This is a genomic window from Novosphingobium sp. Gsoil 351, assembly GCF_009707465.1.
Taxonomy (GTDB): domain Bacteria; phylum Pseudomonadota; class Alphaproteobacteria; order Sphingomonadales; family Sphingomonadaceae; genus Novosphingobium.
Map to the genome: position 1 here is coordinate 1,152,018 of NZ_CP046120.1, position 18,897 is coordinate 1,170,914.

General features: G+C 65.7%; 24 protein-coding genes. 8 read left to right on the forward strand and 16 right to left on the reverse strand.

The window, feature by feature from the left end; translation table 11 throughout:
* Positions 1-165: 165 nt before the first annotated feature.
* The 3 genes from GKE62_RS05490 to GKE62_RS05500 are packed head-to-tail and all read right to left on the reverse strand — an operon-like array spanning position 166 to position 2,209.
* A complete protein-coding gene (locus GKE62_RS05490; RefSeq protein WP_154691361.1) occupies positions 166-1,536 on the reverse strand; it encodes a ThiF family adenylyltransferase in 1,371 nt (456 codons plus the stop codon).
* Positions 1,533-1,919: a hypothetical protein gene (locus GKE62_RS05495; protein WP_154691362.1), complete on the reverse strand. Its 387-nt coding sequence runs from the start codon at positions 1,917-1,919 to the stop codon at positions 1,533-1,535. The genes GKE62_RS05490 and GKE62_RS05495 overlap by 4 nt, the downstream gene beginning before the upstream one ends.
* Positions 1,920-1,936: 17 nt before the next feature.
* The gene (locus tag GKE62_RS05500) at positions 1,937-2,209 is read right to left on the reverse strand and encodes a multiubiquitin domain-containing protein (RefSeq protein ID WP_154691363.1); all 273 of its coding nucleotides are present in this window, start codon (positions 2,207-2,209) and stop codon (positions 1,937-1,939) included.
* Between the two features lie 101 nt (positions 2,210-2,310).
* Between GKE62_RS05500 and GKE62_RS05505 the strand changes: the two genes are divergently transcribed.
* On the forward strand, positions 2,311-2,661 hold the full coding sequence (locus tag GKE62_RS05505) for a helix-turn-helix transcriptional regulator (protein WP_154691364.1): 351 nt from the start codon (positions 2,311-2,313) through the stop codon (positions 2,659-2,661).
* Between the two features lie 2 nt (positions 2,662-2,663).
* On the opposite strand, the gene GKE62_RS05510 is transcribed toward GKE62_RS05505, so the two are convergent.
* The 13 genes from GKE62_RS05510 to GKE62_RS19655 form a co-directional block, all read right to left on the reverse strand.
* Positions 2,664-2,864 carry a hypothetical protein gene (locus GKE62_RS05510; protein ID WP_154691365.1) on the reverse strand — a complete coding sequence of 67 codons (201 nt, stop codon included), beginning with the start codon at positions 2,862-2,864 and terminating at the stop codon, positions 2,664-2,666.
* A gap of 44 nt (positions 2,865-2,908) precedes the next feature.
* Positions 2,909-4,396: a hypothetical protein gene (locus GKE62_RS05515; RefSeq protein ID WP_154691366.1), complete on the reverse strand. Its 1,488-nt coding sequence runs from the start codon at positions 4,394-4,396 to the stop codon at positions 2,909-2,911.
* Between the two features lie 218 nt (positions 4,397-4,614).
* Entirely contained in the window at positions 4,615-5,514 is a 900-nt protein-coding gene (locus tag GKE62_RS05520; RefSeq protein WP_154691367.1) for a nucleotidyltransferase and HEPN domain-containing protein, read from the reverse strand.
* 107 nt (positions 5,515-5,621) lie between these two features.
* Positions 5,622-6,584 carry a DUF2493 domain-containing protein gene (locus GKE62_RS05525; RefSeq protein ID WP_154691368.1) on the reverse strand — a complete coding sequence of 321 codons (963 nt, stop codon included), beginning with the start codon at positions 6,582-6,584 and terminating at the stop codon, positions 5,622-5,624.
* 235 nt (positions 6,585-6,819) lie between these two features.
* On the reverse strand, positions 6,820-7,167 hold the full coding sequence (locus GKE62_RS05530; protein WP_154691369.1) for a DUF2958 domain-containing protein: 348 nt from the start codon (positions 7,165-7,167) through the stop codon (positions 6,820-6,822).
* A 130-nt stretch (positions 7,168-7,297) separates the two neighbouring features.
* Entirely contained in the window at positions 7,298-7,564 is a 267-nt protein-coding gene (locus GKE62_RS05535) for a sigma factor-like helix-turn-helix DNA-binding protein (protein WP_154691370.1), read from the reverse strand.
* Between the two features lie 332 nt (positions 7,565-7,896).
* Entirely contained in the window at positions 7,897-10,305 is a 2,409-nt protein-coding gene (locus GKE62_RS05540; RefSeq protein WP_154691371.1) for a ParB/RepB/Spo0J family partition protein, read from the reverse strand.
* 53 nt (positions 10,306-10,358) lie between these two features.
* The gene (locus GKE62_RS05545; RefSeq protein WP_154691372.1) at positions 10,359-11,357 is read right to left on the reverse strand and encodes an ArdC family protein; all 999 of its coding nucleotides are present in this window, start codon (positions 11,355-11,357) and stop codon (positions 10,359-10,361) included.
* A 213-nt stretch (positions 11,358-11,570) separates the two neighbouring features.
* A complete protein-coding gene (locus GKE62_RS05550) occupies positions 11,571-12,206 on the reverse strand; it encodes a lytic transglycosylase domain-containing protein (protein ID WP_370516062.1) in 636 nt (211 codons plus the stop codon).
* Positions 12,194-12,772, reverse strand: coding sequence for a S26 family signal peptidase (locus GKE62_RS05555; protein WP_230206936.1), 579 nt, complete (start codon positions 12,770-12,772; stop codon positions 12,194-12,196). The genes GKE62_RS05550 and GKE62_RS05555 overlap by 13 nt, the downstream gene beginning before the upstream one ends.
* The gene (locus tag GKE62_RS05560; protein WP_154691374.1) at positions 12,765-12,989 is read right to left on the reverse strand and encodes an AlpA family transcriptional regulator; all 225 of its coding nucleotides are present in this window, start codon (positions 12,987-12,989) and stop codon (positions 12,765-12,767) included. Before GKE62_RS05560 ends, GKE62_RS05555 begins: the two co-directional genes overlap by 8 nt.
* 282 nt (positions 12,990-13,271) lie before the next feature.
* Entirely contained in the window at positions 13,272-13,790 is a 519-nt protein-coding gene (locus GKE62_RS05565) for a DNA -binding domain-containing protein (protein WP_195908603.1), read from the reverse strand.
* A complete protein-coding gene (locus GKE62_RS19655) occupies positions 13,699-14,148 on the reverse strand; it encodes a transcriptional regulator domain-containing protein (RefSeq protein WP_370516063.1) in 450 nt (149 codons plus the stop codon). Before GKE62_RS19655 ends, GKE62_RS05565 begins: the two co-directional genes overlap by 92 nt.
* Before the next feature lie 151 nt (positions 14,149-14,299).
* Between GKE62_RS19655 and GKE62_RS05570 the strand changes: the two genes are divergently transcribed.
* From GKE62_RS05570 to GKE62_RS05600, 7 genes are all read left to right on the forward strand, one after another.
* On the forward strand, positions 14,300-15,052 hold the full coding sequence (locus tag GKE62_RS05570) for a LuxR family transcriptional regulator (protein ID WP_230206937.1): 753 nt from the start codon (positions 14,300-14,302) through the stop codon (positions 15,050-15,052).
* A 78-nt stretch (positions 15,053-15,130) separates the two neighbouring features.
* Positions 15,131-15,751 (forward strand): acyl-homoserine-lactone synthase, encoded by a 621-nt coding sequence (locus GKE62_RS05575; RefSeq protein ID WP_154691376.1) that lies wholly within the window; start codon positions 15,131-15,133, stop codon positions 15,749-15,751.
* A gap of 16 nt (positions 15,752-15,767) precedes the next feature.
* Complete coding sequence (locus tag GKE62_RS05580) at positions 15,768-16,658, forward strand: phytanoyl-CoA dioxygenase family protein (RefSeq protein WP_154691377.1); 891 nt, start codon at positions 15,768-15,770, stop codon at positions 16,656-16,658.
* A 31-nt stretch (positions 16,659-16,689) separates the two neighbouring features.
* The gene (locus GKE62_RS05585; RefSeq protein ID WP_195908604.1) at positions 16,690-17,310 is read left to right on the forward strand and encodes a GntR family transcriptional regulator; all 621 of its coding nucleotides are present in this window, start codon (positions 16,690-16,692) and stop codon (positions 17,308-17,310) included.
* A 219-nt stretch (positions 17,311-17,529) separates the two neighbouring features.
* On the forward strand, positions 17,530-17,760 hold the full coding sequence (locus GKE62_RS05590; protein ID WP_154691379.1) for a hypothetical protein: 231 nt from the start codon (positions 17,530-17,532) through the stop codon (positions 17,758-17,760).
* Positions 17,761-17,963: 203 nt separating this feature from the next.
* On the forward strand, positions 17,964-18,095 hold the full coding sequence (locus GKE62_RS05595) for a benenodin family lasso peptide (protein WP_154691380.1): 132 nt from the start codon (positions 17,964-17,966) through the stop codon (positions 18,093-18,095).
* A 77-nt stretch (positions 18,096-18,172) separates the two neighbouring features.
* Positions 18,173-18,802 (forward strand): lasso peptide biosynthesis B2 protein, encoded by a 630-nt coding sequence (locus GKE62_RS05600; RefSeq protein ID WP_195908605.1) that lies wholly within the window; start codon positions 18,173-18,175, stop codon positions 18,800-18,802.
* Positions 18,803-18,897 lie beyond the last annotated feature (95 nt).

An 18,897-nucleotide genomic window follows, 5' to 3' on the forward strand; every position in this document is an offset into this window, starting at 1 on the left:
ATCGATCGTCAACGCTTCGAACGGGCGGCTGCTTGAGGACACTCGGCTCTCGATTTTGAGGGCGGGGAGCGGGCCCGCGGTTAGCATGTCGGCAAATTTGAAGCGACGGGGAGTCGGAAATTGGCTCCGCTCGCCGCCATAGTACGGAGTGCGTTGGCCAATGCTCTACCCGTCGAATCCGGGCAGTTGCATCGCGTCTCCCATCCCGTAACGGCGCACGCATTCGCGACATTGCGGCTCGCGACGGGGTAGGACAGCTTTGATGAGGCGCTTGAGGAAATGGAAGTGGGTGTAGGGCGGCGTGTTCGCTGGCCTACGCAGCGCCAGGAAGTCGAACAGGAAATCGTTGACCGCGTGCGCCGCAGCGACAGCGTTCAAGGTGATCACGCTCGGATTGGCTTCGTTCGTCCCATAGGCCTGGTCTTTGCGCTCTTGGTCAGTTTTGGCCTCGACTGCCAATTGCCCGGTATCGATGAAGCCGTTGCACCAGAGGCAGCCCTCGCCGGGCCGCACTTGGCGAACTACGCTCATTGACTCGTCGAGGCAGCCATTGGCCGCGGACCGGATCTTTGCGCCGAGCTGGACGACCGGGATGAGATACTGGTGCGCGAGCGCATTGACGATTAGCCGCGCCCGCATGGAGTCAGCGGCAAGGAAGATATAGTCGCAGCTTCTTAGCTGCATCGCCACCGAACGCCTTGCGACGTCGCCGTCAATCTCGGTCAAACTTATGCCCGGCGCCGCCTCCCGCGCATGCCGGGCCGCGATCTGCGTCTTCGTGAGACCATCGCGGACGTCGCGCTGGGTCGCGCCGACCACGCGGGAAAGGTTGGTCTCCTCGATATGGTCCGGATCGATGAGGATCAGCTCGCCAACACCAAGTCTTGCCAGATACTCGCTAACCAAGGAGCCGACGCCTCCGAGCCCGACGACGGCGACCTTGCTGGCTTTGAGCATTGTCTGTCCCGCCACGCCGAACATCCGGACTTGGCGGTCGAAGGCAACGTCGGCGTAGCCGGTCTGGCGCGGCGCCGGATAAAATCGCCGAATCGTCTGGCCGATCACGCGCAGCTCGCCGAGCGTGCACCGAGCCCGACCGGGCAACCAGACGTCGGCTTGCGCGGAGTCGCGGCCGAAGACTAAGGCGCCGACGGGGATGCCCTTGCCGATATCGAGCAGCGCCGGATAGCCGCGCTCATGCGAGTCGAGATCAATCGTGCTGAAGGCGACGCGGTCACCGCAATCGTGATTATGGACCGCAAGATAGGCAAGCTTTTCATTGCGGCATTGGATGATCTGGCGATGGATGAAGGTCGGGTGCAGCGCGCGATAGCCGATCTTGCCTTTGACATAGTCGCGCCCTGGCAGCGCGAGCTCGATGTGCCGAACGACGAACCGTAGCACGTCACCGTCGCGCACTACGCCGGCATGAAGGACGGCGCCATGCTCGTCACGGTCGCCGGGGAAGAGATGCCCAAGCAGCTGGTCGTGATGCGCCGCGCCGATCCAGACGTCGCAGGTGGCGGAGGCAATCATGGCAACTTCTCCAGGAAGTCGAGGACCTTGATGAACTTGGCGACCGCGGTCTGCGGGCAGGTTTGGATCTGGTTGTTGCGGCGCGATACCTGGATGGCGGGGCGACCGTCAAAGGAGGCGCCATGGGTCACCGGCGTCTCGAACCCTTTGCCATCGGCTCGCCGCACGGCCGCATCGATGAACAAAGGGTAGATGTCGGCATTGGGATAGAGCGCCGTGATGTGGCCGCCCATCCAGGTCTGCCGCGGCGAGAAGTGCGCCCCTAGGTCCACCGGATCGACGATCACGCGGGCACCACCTTCGCCATCGTCATTGGCCGTGACCTGCGCCTCCGGGAAAGCGCGCCTCAGTTCCACGACCGCTTCGCTGACGTCCGAGTTCATCTCGAGGCCCCTGGCGATCAGCTGTTGTCGTCAGGCGCGATGGCGGTGAAGCTCGAATTCTCGTTGAGCTTCACCGTGTCATTGTCCCCGATCACTTTACTGGAGCCGTTGGCGAGTTCCTCCTGCAGGACGAAGTTCGGCTGGATCGTCACGCCTTGCGCGATGGCCGCCTGCTTGATCTCCAGGCCGGTCGAGTCCTTGTCGGGCATCGTGACCTTATGGCCGTTGACCTCGATCTCAATAGTCTTGGGTTTGTCCGGCTTGCCGGCCCCGCCATCCTTTGCAGCCATCGCACTTTCTCCTTTGACAATCGATTGCTCTTAAGCAACACATATAGACGTTGCCGATGGGCAATGCAATTGCCTTTTAGCAACTCCTGGAGATATTTTGGATGGACAAGCGCAAATTCGATTTCCAGGCGTTCCAGCGCGCCGTGGGCGCGACCGTCGAGGCCCGCGGGACGAACTGGAAGAGGGTGAGCGAGGAAACCGGCATCTCGCAGACGACCCTGTCGCGGATGACACGCGGACGTCAGCCGGATGCCGAAGGTCTAACTGCGCTCGCAGCCTGGTCGGGGGTTAATCCAGTCGATTTCATGACGGGGCCCAAACATCCGCGCGAATCGATCGCAATGGTCGGGCGCCTGCTACGCGACGATCCGAACCTCGACGATGACGGCGCCGAGGCGCTGGAGGCGATCATCCGGGCCGCCTATGCGCGCTTTAAACGGTCGCAGACTTAGTTTCAGCCCCGCTTCTTCCTAAAGCGCAGGCTAGACGACGCCGAATAACGAAGCTCGGCGGCAAGTTCCTCTCGCGCCCTTATGTCCTCGACGATCGCCGGTATTACCTCGCCCTCCATCTCTGCGGCGTGGCTCGCCAACACTTTGGGATCGAGCGGCGTGGCGCCGCGGGCGCGCATATAGTCTTTCAGCGCATCACTCATAATCATCTCACCTTTCCTGCATCGGAGAGGAACAGACAAGTCGCTCACTTGGGTTTCGCATTGGCTGGTCGCAGATTCTGCTCCATCCGCCCCAGCGGCGTACAGAGCGGCCGTTTGAGGTTCATCACGTCTGCGACCGGTTTCGCCGAGGATCGGTCGAAGCGGATGCCGACATTTTCATCATGAGCGAACAGCACCGGAGTCGGGTCGCGCGGACTTGCGGTCGCGTCGATAATAGCGCGCCCGGCGATATGGCCATTCTTCCACTGCTCGTAAGACGCATATTCGACCACCCAGATGAATTGCGCGGTCTTCAATCGCATTAGGATATTCACAAGCTCGTCACCGAACTGGGATTCATATTCCCGCGCATAGCGCCGCAGCGCCGATATCGTCGTGATGAAATACCGTCGCAGCAGGACGTTCTCCGCCGGCAAGCTCAGGGTAGACGCCAATCCCTTGTGAAGCGCAAGCGAATAGCGCTCCATTGCCTCCGCGGAGTAGAAGACCTTCTCCGGCAGCGGCACGATGAAGCTGTCGAAGTCGGCGACGCTGTAGGTCATCGACCCGGGGGTGCCTGTCTTCGCCGTGGACGCCTTCAGGGGCACACAACGATAGGGCAGGCTGTTGTCGTCGACCGCAAGCAGGATGTCGACCTGCTCCCAGGCATGGCTGACGGCATAAGTCGGAGCCTTGGCGACCGGTCGCCAGGCGTAACCCGCGGCGACAATCGCATGCTTCTTCCCGGACATGGCGATGAAAAGCGGAAAGCCGGATTCCAGATAGGCCAGCAGCTGCACGTAAAAGGACTTCTCGCCCGCCTTCTTCCTGCCGACAATGACCGGGTAAGTTCCGGCTGACTGGAAAATCCGCTCCGCCTCGAGAAGATTGAGACCGTGTGCCGGCGTCAGCCCGCCGGGGTCGAACGGCTTGGCCAGCATCGTGATGTCATGAATAAGGAGCTCCCGGTGCGCCGCGTAACGCTCGCTATAATGGCGCAGAATCGCCCAGCAGGACACATGGGCGCAGACCGAAATGTCGATATGCTGCGCCATCGAAGGGAAACCCCAGACCGGCAGAGTCTCACCGAGCAAATGTACCTTGTGGAGCGACTGGATCGCGCGTCCGCGGGCGCCTTGCCGCATCTTCGGGGAAACGATCGAGCGGCCCAGTGTCGCCACGATGGTCGGCCGCAGCACGATATAGCCGAAATAATGGTCTTCCAGGCGGTTGTTGCCCGGACAGCTCAGTATCAGCCGAGTGGCATCGAACGCGACGCAATCCTCGAAAAAATGCAGCCTGACACAATCGTCGCGATACTGCCGACCTTTCTTCGCGTAATGATTATAATAAGTGCTGCGATAGTCCTTATCGATATACTCAAATTCGATCAGAATCCCGCAGACAGCAGTAGTGACAGCCACTTTCAGTTGCGCAGCGATTCGCGCGGGCTGGAATTCGAGGTCTATCGATGACCCCAGCTGATCAAAATCAGCGGGACTGGCAATTATCAGCCACTTGTAGCTCGTCACGCGTTCTCCCCTTGCATCGTTCTTGGCCGAACAAACACCTGGGAGTCAAACGGGCCTCGGACATTTGAGGGTGGGCAAATGCGCGGATCAACAACAGAAATTCTAATCGCAACGACTGTTTGCGCTACCCGCAACCTTCCCTGACAACAAACTTCCGCTTTCGGACATCGCAAGCGCCCGGCGGAACGGCCAAAAAGAAGCGCGAAGCCGCCCGGCGGTTAAGCCGCCTGCAGGCGGTTCTCGCAAGCCTGCTTCACCAAGATCTGCAGGTCCGCGGCTCGTTCTCCCAGCCACGCAAGCTGATCATCAGTGATCGCGTATTTTGGCGAGTAACGTGCGTTTACGTAAGCCTCACGGAGCAGTTCAAATGTTCGTCGGCTAAATTTGTCCCCCCGTGGCCACGCTGAGATTAAATCCGGAGCCACTTCCTCCGCGTGCGACCGGAGAAAGTTGAGCTTGTGAGACTTGGGGCTGTAGAGGGTCAGAACGAGTAACACGCAGTGGTATAGCCGCTCCGTTGCTTGATGGAGCTCGAAGGCAGCCTCATTCCGCCACCCTTTCTGGGCATGGGAAATGCCAGTTTGCAGGTAGCGCCCGGCACTTTCGAACCACCGCTCAAAATGCTTCTCCGCCTCCGCCCTCGCTTCCTCTGGCGGCAGCGCTCGCGGCGTCGTCAATTCGAACCCTTCGGCCTCGTAGAGCGCGATCCCCTGCTCGGCGATATCGACGAAGAACGGCCGCCCATGGCTGAGCTGATCGTTCACGTCGGCCAAGTCGTGGACGATAAAATTGACCGGCGCAGACAACGCCTTGTTGATCGTCGTGTCGCGCATCAGCCGGTCATCGGCGGTGGCCCAGTATTCGACCGGATCGGTCAGCCGCGCATCGTTGACCACGACCAGGATGTCGTAGTCGGACTGGTACCCACCCTTCTTGTCGTCAACCCAGTCGCCGCGGGCGTAGCTGCCGTAGAGGACCACCTTGAGGATGCGCCCGCGCTTCTTCCACCCCTGGGTCGCTAGCGCGGTCTGCGCCTCGAACTCCTCGAACAGCACACGCACGACATGCGCCAGCTCGCGCTGCTTGGATTTGGGGAGATGATCGAGATTGGTCTTCATGGGCGTGGCTTTCCGATTTGCCGGGCGAGCGGCAAAGGACAAGTGTTTTTCCAGAGAGATCTGGGGATGAGCCGGGCCGAAGAGCGACGACCCGGCTCAGGCAAGTCTCAGCCAACCGTCGCCATCGCAGGCGTCGCGCGCTTGGGATGCGTGCCAAGCGGCCCCCGGCGATCGACCACCGCGATGCGCTGGGTCTTGGCCTGGACCACCAGCCGCTCGAGCACGCCGTTGCCGGCAAACGCGACGACGTAGCGGGGCTTGAGCCCGAGCATCTGCTCGTTGCGGCGGAACCCCGCGCGCCTGCCGAGCCGTGCATCGAGCGCGAACGCAACCTGGACGATCTTGCGGTTCTCGGCCCACGAGGCGGCGATGCGATCGAGCCCCTTGCCATCGCCGCCATGGACCAGGACCATGTCAGCGACGCGCTCGCGGACCTTGTCGAGCGTCGCCCAGACGCTCTCGCCGCAGGTTTTGGCATCCTCCGTGCTCGCAAAGGTCAACCGCCCGCCGGCGAATACGACCGGGGTGCCTTCGGGCAAGGCGGCGCGGTGCCGGGTTTCGGCACGGGCGTTGAGGAATGCACGGCCATCGACCACCGCGGAGGTCAGGTGCGCCGAGTGATTGAGCCGCGACCCGGTAGCGGGGCGCCAAGATGATCCGGTCTCGCGCGCGTACAGCGCCGCCGCCGTCTCGCGAAATTCCTCGAGCCCGAGCATCGCGGCTTCGGCGCGCCGGGCGCGGTCGATCTGCTCCTCGAGTTCGACGCTGTGGACCTCGGAACCGTCGGCGCAAGCAACCAGGCAGCGGATCTCGTCGGTGGCGCGATCGACCTGGTTGGAGCGCTTCGCAGCGGCGCGGTGGAACAGGTTGACCAGGCCCCAAGCGATTTCCTCGGCGTCGTCCTCGAGCACGGTCTCGGGGAACAGCATGAACAGCTCGGACCAGATCGCGGCGAGGGTCTGCTCGATCGCTTCGCTGCAAGGCGGGTCGATCGCGGTGTTCTCGAACCGGCGGACGCTCAGATGACCGAGGTCGAGCCGGGCGAGCTGATGGGCGAAGCTGAGTGGCATGACGGTACTCCTCGAAGGGTCACGCCGGCCTGTCCGGCGCGCCAGGCGGCTACCGGCCCGGCGCTGCACCGCCCCGCACCGAGCGAAGCGAGGGGAACCCCCGGCGCGCGGCTGGCGCGGGCAGCGGCGAAGCCGCAACCCGGGCCGCGCACCGGCGGGTTGCGGGGACGTTGCAAGCCGGGCCACGGGCGCTCTCTCGCGCCGGGCCGGGGTGCTCCGCGATTGGAGCACCCGATCAGGTGACGATCATGCCGGCCGCGCGCGCGGCGCGGGCGTAAGCGCTGAGCGGACGATCGGCGACGAAGGCGATGTCGCGCTCCACGGGCAATCCGAGCCCGCCCCGAACCTCGGCGATCTCGGACAGCGAGACACTCCCGAGCTCGGGAAAGCCAAGCCCCAGGTCACACAGGCCGAACGCGATATCCGGGCAGTCGGGATCGAGCTCGCTCAGCAGCCAGGTGGCGTTGGCGTCGGGGGTGAACAGCTTCACCACCGGAGGCGGATCGTGATCCTTGCCGACGGCGGAACGCTGGCCATTCTCGAGCATGCGCAGGCGCAAGTCGGCGGGAATGAGTTCGGGCATAGCAGGTCTCCTAAAGAACTCGGGCGATTTCGGTCCGGAGGTGAAAGGTCTGGAAAGAACTGGGCACCGGGGCGTCGCGCTGGTCCACGGGGACGCGAGCGCTTGAAGTCGGGTTCGAGTTCGCGTGGGGCTATCGCCAGAACTGCCACCAGGGACGCGCAGCCCGGCTCAGGCACACGTCGAGCTTGATCAGTGCAGCGACTACGCGCGCCTCGGCGGCTTCGGCGCTGAACCCGAGGATCGTGCCAATTGCGGCATAGCTCAGGCGGTCGCGTGTCTTGAGCATGAAGGCCTCACGCTCGACGAACGGCAGGCGCCACAGCGCTCGCTCAAGGCGCTTGGGATCAACTTCGCGTAGATTGTCGGCGGCAGGTCGGGTGATCGGAATGTCGGACATGGGATTCCTCCAGTCCGGCGGCGGTCGAGATACGGTGGGGAGTCCGGGCCGCGGTGACCGCGCGCCAAGTTCCGATTGCCGATCTCCGGCTCGCGACGATCCTCCGCCCGCTTCCGGATGCGGGCATGGTGGGAGACCGCGCGGCAAGGTCACTCGGCTGGACGGCGAACGCGCGGACGACCGCGGCGGATGGTGGGAGCGCGCCCGCATGTCGCGTTGGACGCGCCCTGCAATCGCTTGTGACCAGGTCCGGTACACCGTATTCGACCGCCGCCGTGGCAGGCTCCGGACGGCACGCCGACAAAGCGCGCCGTCCGGTACTTGGGTTGGTGTCAGGCGGCGAGATCGACCGGGATTTCGGCCGAAGTGCCGACCTCGTCCTCTAGGTCTTCGGGCTCGTCGGACGCTTCGATGTCGACATCGTCGTCGCCGATTCCGGCCAGCGTGAACGTCACGCCCTCCAGGTCGGGATCGTCGGACACGAAAGTCACCGCGATGGGTTCGGCCTCGGGTGGCATTGCCGTTTCGGTGCCCGTTGCGAGCGTGCAGTCCGCATCCACCGCCGGGACGCCGTCACCGACATCTTCTGCTGGCGCGAGTTCATCTGGCGTGAGTACCGCGTCTCCGCCGTCGCTCGCGGCATCGGTCACTGCCGTCTCGTCCGAGATGACGATGGCGCCATCGCACAAGGCGTCGTCGCCTTCGCTTTCGCAGCCATCCGCGTCCGCTGCTTCGACATTCCAGGGCGGCGTGCCGTCGTCGAACCGCATCGGCTCGGGCACCCAGGCCAGCGCCCGCGCCTTGAGGTCCGCCTCGATGATCGAGGCACCCGCGAACACCCGCTCGCACGCCTCGGCGATCTCGCCCTTCTTGGCCTTGAGGTAGCGCTGGCCAAGCTCGGTCGCCCCGATCTCGGCAAGTGCGGCGAGGCATTGCGCCTTGGCCACGCGGTCGAACCAGTTGAGCGCGGTCGGCCGCCACCACGTCGCGACGTCGATCCCGAGCAACCGGCCGAGGTGGTCGTGGAATGCGCAGGCCTTTTGGCTGCCGCCGAACAGGCTGGCACCGCCCACACTGGCTTCCAGCGTGCGCGCCACTGCATGCCCGAGCCAGGCCTCGCGCTGGTCTCGGGACAGCGCGCGGAACGCGTCGAATCGCTCGGCCATGCTGGCGTGGTCGAGCCAGGTCCGATCGAGCGCCTCGCCCGTCTTGGCCCGAGCCTCGACGATCGCCGCCGATGCCGCTGGCATCGCCGAGATCAGCACCGGATCGGAAGGTCGGCGCGCGGTCAGGGTCGAGCCGGCACCGTCCCAGGTGTAGCCACCTTCGTCCGCAACCATCAGCACGACCGCGAGATCGAGCGCCAGCGCGGGATCGGCAGCAATGTGCAGCGCGAGTATGTCGCGGCGCTGCATGGCCAATTCATCAACGAGCCGCTGCGACAGCTTGGCAGACTTCGGTTCGGCCACCGCTGCCGATCCGCCGATCCCGACGGGGCCGCCTTCAGCGGAACTGCCAGTACCGCCATTCTCCGACCCTGCCCGGCCTTCGGTCAATGCGCTCTCGCCATCGGGCGCGCCCGAATCCTCGACAACTGGCGCATAGACTGCCTTGTCGAGACGCGGACGCCCTTCGCCGTCGATCAGCAGGAACACGCCCACGTTGGGCCTGAGCGCGGGTTCCACCTGCATCGGCTTGTCCGAGATCGCATCGATCGCCGCCTCGAGTTCGCAGATCTTGGTCTCGGCCACGTCGCGCGCGTGATCGTCGGCGTCCTCGTCTTCGAGCACCGCGATCTGCGCCTCGACCTCGGTCTCGAGCGTGGCGACCGCTTCGAGCTCTTCCTCGCTCAACGGCTCGGGTTCGACCGACAGACGCCGCAAGTCGTCGTACTGCCAGCCGTTGACGTGGAGGTCGAGCGTCGGACGGACGAACCCGTAGCCCAGTGCCTCACACTGTCGCTCGGCCTCGGCCTCGAGCTTTTCGATTGCGAGACGCTCGAGAATGGCGATGTCGAGCAGGCGCGCCTGGCTCTCGTCCTCGAACAGATCGCGTTCGATCCGGCCACCGGCGGCGACGTAAACCTCTTCGCCGACGAAGCGGAAGCGGCGGTCGTTGGCCGGGACGGTGGCGTTGACCATCATCCGCCGGATCGAGTCGGGATGCGCCCCGCCCCAACTGTTGTTGAGCTGGTCGAACACGTAAGCCTGCCGCTCCTGGTCGGAAGTCGCGGCGTAGGCCTTGGCGGCGTCGAGCGTGATCTCGCCGGCGCCGAGCGCCTCGAACACCACGAGTGCGAGGTTGGCGAGGCGTAGGCGGCCCTCGACGAACCGGACGGTGAGCCCGAACCGACGGGCGACACCCTCGACGTCCGCGCCTTGCTCGATCAGCGTGCCGAACGCGAGGCACTCGTCGGCGGGGTTCATCGCCAAGCGGTGGAAGTTCTCGGCGAGACTGGCCTCGGTCGCGGCCGCGGCGTCGGTGCTGAGCACGAGACACGCGACCTTGTGATCGACCGGGAGCACGCCGTCGAACTGCAACTTGTGCAGCGCGCGCAGGCGCCGACCACCCGCTTCGACCGCGAACATGCCTTTGGGGCGGGAGGGTGTGACCACGAGGTTGTTGAGCAGACCGCGCGCGGCGATGTCGGCGGCGAGTTGGGCATCGGCGGCTTCGTCGCTCACCCGGCGCACGTTGCGCTGACTGATCGTCAAGTTGGCGAGAGCTAGGGACTTGATCATGGGAACGTCCTTTTTCACAAAGTGAGCCGGTCCGGACCATCCGCACCCGTCGCTCACCCGCGTTCCCGCTCCCTTCCCTCTCCCGCGGGACGGTCGCCCCGGGCACCTTCGCCGGCCTCCGCCACCCGCCGCCCGCCCAGCCGCAGCAGCAGGTCGGACGCTTCCTCGGCCCGCGCCGCCGCGGTGAGGATCGCGCGATCGTCGGACCGCAGCAGCGTGAGCCAGTGATCGATGTACGACGCATGATGGTCGAGGTGCGCGACGGGGAGCCCCAGTTCGGCCCCGAGCATCGCAGACGACAGCTCGGCGATCAGCTCTTCGGCGGCGTAAGCCGACGTCCCGAACCGATGCTTGAGATTGCGATTCAGTCGGCTCTCATGCCCCGAAAAATGCGACATTTCGTGCGCGAGGGTGGCGTAATAATGGTCGTAGCTGTCGAACAGGCTTGGCGGCGGCATCGTGATGCGGTCGATCAGCGGCTCGTAATAGGCCTGATCGCCGCAATGGCGGACATCGGCCGGGATCGCGGCGAAGAACGCATCGAGCGCGGCCTCGCGCCCGGCCGGCTGGGCCACGCCGGCGTCCTCGGGTTCCGGTAGAGCGAACCGCGCCGGAAGCCCTTCGATTTGGTCGGCGTTGAAGATCGCATAGGACTTAAGCACGCGGCGTTGTTGCGACTGACCGTCGCCCTCCGCCCCCAGCTCGACGCAAGCCTCTGCGTCACCGTTGCGCTGGGTGTAGCACTTGTAGAAGACAGCGATGCTGGCGTGCTCGCCCTTGCGGACTTGGCCGCCCAAAGCCTGCGCTTGGCGATATGTCATCCACGTTGGCGACCGATAGCCTTGGCAATCGGCGACGAGCCACAGCCAGAAGACGTTGATCCCGCGATAGGGCGTGCCGCAGGCGCGCAGCGGACGCGCGCTCGCCGCGCAGCGCCAGGGGCGGATCCAGGGCTTCACCCCGGCCTCGAGACGGGCGACGATCGCGGCGGTGATCGTGGCGGCGGGTGACGGTGCCGCGGATTCGGGGCGGCGGGGTTTGAAGGTGGACATGGCGGCTCTCCGGCAAGGCCGGCCGGACGATCCGGCCGATCCCGCGAGAGCGGTCGCTCACCTCTTCCTCTCGAGTGCTTCGCAAAAGCGCAGCGCTTCGGCCGAATTCTCCGAGGTCCCGCTCACCGGCGCGAAGCGCTCCGAAATCAATCCGCTCGCCCACGAATGCTTCGCCCGCTGGAAGGGCCTATGAAGCCGCCAAACGGGTCGATCTTAACGGCCACCGAGTTCGACAAACAGCGATTGGCCGCGTCGGTTTGCGCCTTCGGGTTCATCGTCCAAAGGCGGCACGCCGGTATCCCGCCGCAAAACGAACAGGCCATGCCCACGTGTGGGCCGTTGCCCCTCCAACGCTGATCCTGGCGAGATCGACGGCGCAAGGCCGGTCGTCCGGACCAGATAGAGTCGGGTCTCGCCGGGGAGCGACTGGCGTCCGGAAAGATAGGCCGCATAGCGTTCCGGGCCCGCGTTGTACGCCGCGAACAAACCAGGATAGCCAAACCGGTCGCGCATCGCGCGCAAGTAGGCGGCGCCGGCCAGGATGTTGGCGCGCGGTTCATGGGGATCGGTGCCAAGCGCATGCCGCCGCGTCAGCATCGCCCAGGTCGCCGGCATCACCTGCATCAGGCCCATTGCGCCTTTGGGGCTTGTGGTGGGGCGGCCGGCGATCCGGGTTCGTCCGCCGCTTTCGGCACGCATGACCCGTTCGATCCAGCTCTCGGGAATGCCGAAGCGTTGCGACGCCTCGGCGATATAGCCGCGCCATTGCTCGAAAGGCTCGGCCCGGACCGGCGTCGCGGCGACCAGCGCCAGCGACAGCGACAGGCCAAGCGGTATCAGCGCACGCACAGCGGATGAGCCCGGCCGAGAATCGAGGCAGTTTCGCTCGGGCCGAAATAGCGCCCGTCGAACGATGCCGCCGCATCGGCCATCAGGAGGAAGATCTGGTCCGGGCGGACGGTCGTGCAGCCTTCCCACCACGGGAGCGGGCGTCCGGCCGCATCGCGGCGGCGACGCTCGACGACGCGTCGGCCATTGATGCTGATGACCGGGCCGGTCGCGCAGACCGTGTCGCCGGGGACGGCGGCGATGCGTTTTACTGCCGGGATATGGGCGGGGAGATAACCGCGCCTCGCCGCCAAGCGCCGCGCGCCGGTGGGAAAAACGGCGATTACCATGTCGCCCCTGCGCAAGGGAGCATCGACCCCGACGCGATACAGACCAAGCGGCGCGCTCGCGCTGGCGTTCCAGACCAGTTCGGCCCGCGGTTCCCACACCAGGGTCGCGAGCGCCCCGATCGCTGATGCTGCGGCCAGGACGAGGATGCCGCACGGCAGGCGCGAGCGCGCCTCGTCGGCGTCGGCTGGATGAGCCTCCGCCCAGGCGAACAGCGGCAACGAGGTAGGCTCAGGCACAATCGCTGCCGCGCGACCGGGCATTCGACCAAGCCTCGATGTCGTTGATATGATAGCGCCAGGCGCCTCCATGCAGGCGACCGCGCGGACCGGCGGCGTGCAAGCGCAAGTCCTTGAGCGTGCCCGGCGCGATGCCAAGGTAGAAGGCGGTTTGCTTGGCGGTGAGGAACGGGCAGGTCTGGCGGGCGGCCTGCGCCCGGTGAGCATCGTCGTCCATCGCTGGCTCCAGTCGGTGCCGCCAACGCGCGGCACCGTTGCGTCTGTGCCGAAGCCCGGCGCCGAACTGGAAGTTCGAAAACGTGTATACACGAATTCGTACGGGGGCCGGCCTCGCCTCGCTTGGAATGCGGCATTGGTGGCGCAGCACGTATGCTGCCTGGGACAACACCACCCGCCCGATGAACAACTAGGACGATGTCAAAAGATTCTGGGCGCCGCACCGCGCTTCGGAGCGGCCCGGCGCGGGCGCAGTGTTGGGCGCTAGAGGACGATCGGCGGGCTAGACCCGCGGCCTGCGCATCAGCATCCGCCATGCTCCGCCACGCAGCCGGGCGGTTTCCGCCACGAGGCGGTGGATTCGCAGCCGCAGCGATTCCCTAACTTCGAAAGACGCCGTGCCGGCGTCCCACAGCTCTTCGGCGATCTCGCGGTTCGTGGCGCCGGCGGCGAGTGCGTCGGACACGCGGAGCGCAAGAACGTGCCGCTTGAGCCTCGGGTCGCGCACCACCAGGGCCTTGCCGAAGCGACGGTTGCGGACCAGCCAGATCAGCCTGCGCAGCGGGAGGATCTTGGACTCGGCCGAGACGATTCCGCCGATGCGATAGTGCAGCACCACGGGAGTGCCGGAGAGCAGGCTGCCGTTCTCGACGTCGATGCGGACATGATGCCGCCCATCGGAGAGGACGGCGTGTTCGATCCCCGCTGCATCAACCGCGGCGTTCAACCACGGCAGCAACTCGGCCAGGGCGAGCGCATCGGGATCGTTGGGCTCGGCCGCGACTGCAACCGCCGTGAGCACACCGGGGTCGAGATCGGCGCTCCAGATGATCCGGGCATCGCGGGCCGAGATCGTCGGATCCTCCGCGAAAATGGACCCCCCAGTGCCGCGCTTCGGCGGCTGTCGGCAACACGCCCCCGCCGGTCGCGGCGGTGGCCTTGATATGCCAGGCAAGGTAGGTCTCGTCACGGCGCAGCCACTCCCACATCAGGCTCGCACGATCCGCGCCAGTCAGCCACGAATAGGCCGAAGAGTTGCGCCAGTTGGGCAGTTCGAGGGAGGTCCAAGCGTCCACGCTATGGCGTCCAGAACCCGCGCCGCGCCGGCGAGCCGGCGAAATAACCAATATATTTGAAGAATATATTTGAATGGCTCCCACATTTTAGGCAACTTGTCCGGCAACAAACGGGCGCGTAGGCACCGGTGCAGCAGCGGAGTGAGATCCCGCCGGCGTACCCCAGGACAGGGGAAGGAACGAGCGCAGGGGATTTGGCGACTTGAGGCGCCGCCGGTGCTCGGTTGAAGGATCGATGGACGAGTTCCGGATGTCCGGCGAGCTGTGCCGGATTGTCGAAGCTGCAGGCAGCGTCGACGACCTCGCCGTGGCAATGACCGCGGTCGCGACCAAGCTCGGCTTCCAGTTCTACGCCTTGTCGCACCACGTCGACATCGCGCGCGCCGGTGGCGATGCAATCCGCCTGCACAATTATCCCGCACGCTGGGCCGACTACTACGACAGCCGATCGCTGAGCGTGTCGGACCCGGTCCACCGCGCCAGCCATGTCACCAGCTACGGGTTCTGCTGGTCGAACATGCCGGCGATGATTCCGCTGACCTGCGAGGACAAGAAGGTCCTGGCGCTCGGCCGCGAGCAAGGGATCGGCGACGGCTTCACCGTTCCAGCCAACGTGGCCGGCGAGGCGCGTGGCTCGTGCTCGTTCGCCAACGAGGCGGGCAGGCCGATGCGAAGAGAACTGTTGCCATTCGCCCAGTTCGCCGGCGCGTTCGCGTTCGAGGCGGCGCGCAGGCTCATCACTCCGCGAGGCATCATAGGAGGATCGCCCATGCCGATGTTGACCGATCGCCAGCGCGACTGCGTGATGTGGGTGGCGCGGGGCAAGACCGACTGGGAGATCAGCCGGATCCTTGGCGTGACCGAGGAGACGGTGCGGCGCCATATCAAAATGGCGCGTGAAAAGCTGGGGGTGGGAAAGCGCACACTGCTGGCGGTCCGGGCCCTGTTCGACGGATCGCTGACTTTCACCGATGTTTTGAAATCCTGACATTCCCCGTTCGGGGAATAGGCAGCCCGAGCGTTCCTGCCGACCCTTGCGCGATCACGCCCAAGGGAGGCCCCGGCCATGCTCCACCAATTCGCGTTTTTGACCCAACCCACCGAAGACCATGTCCTGCGGTCGATGTTCGAGGCGCGCAAGCGCGTCTTCATCGACTTGCTCAAATGGGACGTTCCCGTCCTCGAGGGTCGCTACGAGCTCGACCAGTTCGATGATGAGCACGCCGAATACCTGGTGATCCAGACGGCCGAGGGGCGCCACGCCGCTTCGGCCCGTCTGCTCGAGACGACCCGACCGCATATTCTCGGCAACCTATTTCCCGAGCTGTGCCAAACCGAACTGCCGCAAGGGCCGCGCGTCCGCGAGATCACCCGGTTCTGCCTCGATCCCGAGCTCACGACGCTGGAGCGCCGCGAGTTCCGCAACGTCCTGGTGTCCGGCTTGGTCGAGCATGCGCTCGCCAAGGGCATAGAGACCTACACGGGGGTCGCCGACATGGGGTGGATGCAGCAGATTCTCGCTTTCGGCTGGCACTGCCACCCTTTGGGGCTTCCCCAGGTGCTCGGGGGCCGGATGCTCGGCGCCCTGTCGATCGCGATCGATCATGAAACGCCCGCGCTGCTTGCGCAAAGCGGGATCTACCGGCCCGTGGCCGCGGCCGCCGCGCGCACGCTCGAGCTGGCCTGAGCCGATGGAGAGCCCGATGACCCAACCCGCTTGCGACCAGGCTACGATCGACCGCTGGGCGGCCGACCTATTCGGCGACGGCTATTGCGTGATCCCGGACCTCGTCCCGGCGCGCGACATCGCCCGTCTCGACGAGGATCTCGCACCCGATTTCTGCTTCACGCCGTTCTGCCAGGGGAAGTTCTATGGTGAGAAGACCAAACGCTTCGGTCGGGTGCTGGCGCGCACCGACCATGCAACACCGCTGGTCATGCATCCGCTGGTGCTCGGCGTGGTCAAGCGCGTGCTCGATCCCTGGTGCGACACGATCCAGCTCAACCTGACCCAGGGAATTTCGATCTATCCGGGCGCGCTCGCGCAGATGCCCCACCGCGACCAGGACATGTGGGGCGGCCCCAAGGGCAAGGTTGAATATCTCGTCAACGTCATGTGGCCGATTTCGCGATTCACCCGCGAGAACGGCGCGACGCGGATTTGGCGCAACAGCCATATGGCGCGGATCAACGACAATTTCTGCGAGGGCGACGAAGTCGTTCCCGAGATGGCGCCCGGCTCGGCGCTGCTGTTCCTCGGCTCGACGCTTCACGCGGCGGGTGCCAACTGCAGTTCCGAAACGCGCCGCGCATTGGTCACCGGATATAGCCTTGGCTGGCTCAAGGCCTACGAAAATCAGATTCTCGCCTATCCGCCAATGATCGCGCGAACCTTCGATCCCGAGCTGGCCGCGCTCGTCGGCTACCGCCAGCACCGTCCCAACCTCGGCAACTTCGACGGGCAGTGTCCCTCGGTCTTGCTTGGCCCGATCCCGACAGAGCCACTTGCGGCGATCGACGCACTGCGCCCCGACCAGGTCGCTGCGGTCGATGCGCATGCGGCCGCGCAGCCGCCCACGGTGCCCGTTGCCTAGCCCGGCCCGCGAGCGCGCCGACTTCTGGCCCATGAGCCCCGGCCCCACATTCGACCGCGTCTATCGCGAACTCAAGGGGCGGCTGATGACCGCGGAATTCGCACCGGGCGAGCATCTCGAGCCGGTGGCACTCGGCGAAAAGCTGCACGCCAGCGCCACGCCGGTGCGCGATGCGCTGCAGCGACTGGCTGGCGAGCGCCTGGTCGACGCCCCGTTGCACGAAGGCTTCCGTACGCCGGCGCCGACCGAGCCGGACCTTCGCGATCTGCTCGAATGGAGCGCCAAGCTCGTCGATCTGGCGCTGCGCAGGGTCGCGCCAGCTGCGGTCGCGACCTCGGACAACGCGCCTTTCGCGACGCCGCACGCGCCCGAGAGCGCCGACGAGATCTTCCTGGCCATCGTCCGAACGACGGGTAGCGACGAGCATGTGGCCGCAGTGGCGGGGCTGTTCGACCGGCTCGCGGCGCTGCGCACCGTCGAGCATTTGGTTTTCGACGACGTCGCGGAGGAATACGCCGAACTTCACCTAACGTTCGCCAGCGGCAATCTGGTCGAACTCCGCCGCGCCGTGGCCGCCTACCACCGCCGCCGTCAGCGCGCCGCCCCTGATCTCCTTGCCGCCCTGCGTCGCGAAACCGGGCGCAGGCGGTGACGAGCCCCGATCTCGCAAATCGTGGAGCCGACAATGACCCATCGCAATGAGGCGCAACGCCGCTGTCCCGGCGCCTGGCTTGCTGTGTCCCGATCAAAGCGAGCCAGCGACGGCGCGTCAGTCCTCGAAAGAGCGGGGCCGCCCACCGCGGCCGGGCGACCTCCGGCCGCCTCGATCCGGCGGCTGCTTGCTCTTGCGCGCGTACTCTTGCCGCGAGCCATGGCGCCGTGCGCGGGCGCGGTCGGCACCGCGCCGCCGACCCGTGATGCGCGACTCCACGCGCTTGCCCGCAAACTCGAGTCCATTCTCGACGAGCTCGACGAGCTCGGCGCCCAGCGCGTCGCGATCGACGTCTGCATGGCGTTGGAGCGGATCAAGGTTCAGCTGGCGGATGAAGGCGATGCGCCTGCGCCCTTCGCCGAGAACGGGAGCGCGCACGCCGAGATCTGACCCGCTGGCGGGACGCTCGGACGCTTCGATGTGACACGGGCGTGTCGGCCCAGCTCACCCGGATTGGGGCGTTTACGTCGCGATTCCGGGCATTAGGGCGGTTCCGCCAACATTCGAAAAATCCTCGCCGTATAGGTTTCGTATATCGAGCCGCCCGGCCCAGCCTTCGCCTTGCTGCACTCTCGCAGCACAGGAGAAGAACGATGACCTTCGAACTCGACAACACCAGCGAGCTGATCGACCTCGGCGCCGCCACCGCGGAGACCCATGGGGGCTTCGGCCCGCCGATCGACGATGCGCAGCAGTCGCTCGGCGGCGGTCTCAGCGACGACTGACCGGGACGAGGCGGAGCGGTGGTCGGTCGGCCGCCGCTCCGCACGCTGCGCCGATGGCCTACGGTTTTTCTCCTGGAGTGAGTGGTTGCGTCGCCGATGGCCGCCTGATCATTCTCGATGTCGCAGCGGACCGCTACCGGATGCTGCCGCCAGCAGCCGAAACGGCCATCTTGCGGCATTTCCATGGCGACGGCCTGCAATGTGGCGACGAGCGCGCGCTGGCGCGCTTGCTCGCCAATGGCATCTTGCAGGTTCAGCCCGATGGCGTTGGCGGACAACTTTGCGGTCACGCGCTTCCGGAACTCAGCTTCTTCGACGATCCATGGCGGACGCCAGGCGCGGTGGCTGTCGCACGCGCCGCGCTTTCGGTGGTGCGCGCCATGGCCGACCTGCGCTTGCGCGGCCTCGCGCGCACGCTCGAGGCGTTCCCGCGCTCGAACTCATCACCCGCAGCCGCGCTGTCCTGCTCGCAACGTCACGCTGCCGCGTTCGCGGAATTGCGCCTGATCATGCGGACGCTTGACCGCTGCCTCCCACTCTCGATCGCGCTTGCGCGAACGGCGCGCCGCTCAGACGGCGACATTCGCCTGGTCATCGGCGTCAAGCTTGATCCGTTCGGGGCGCATGCCTGGGTTCAGCGGGGCAATGTCGTCCTCAACGATCGCCTCGACGCCGTCGTCCCGTTCACGCCGATCCTGGTCCGGTGAAACGTCCTCGGTTCGCTGTCTGGGTGCCGCGGGGGCGATCGTTCGCGGAGCACGAGACCGCAGAGTTCGAGCGCAGCGCTGGCGATGCTGGCTTA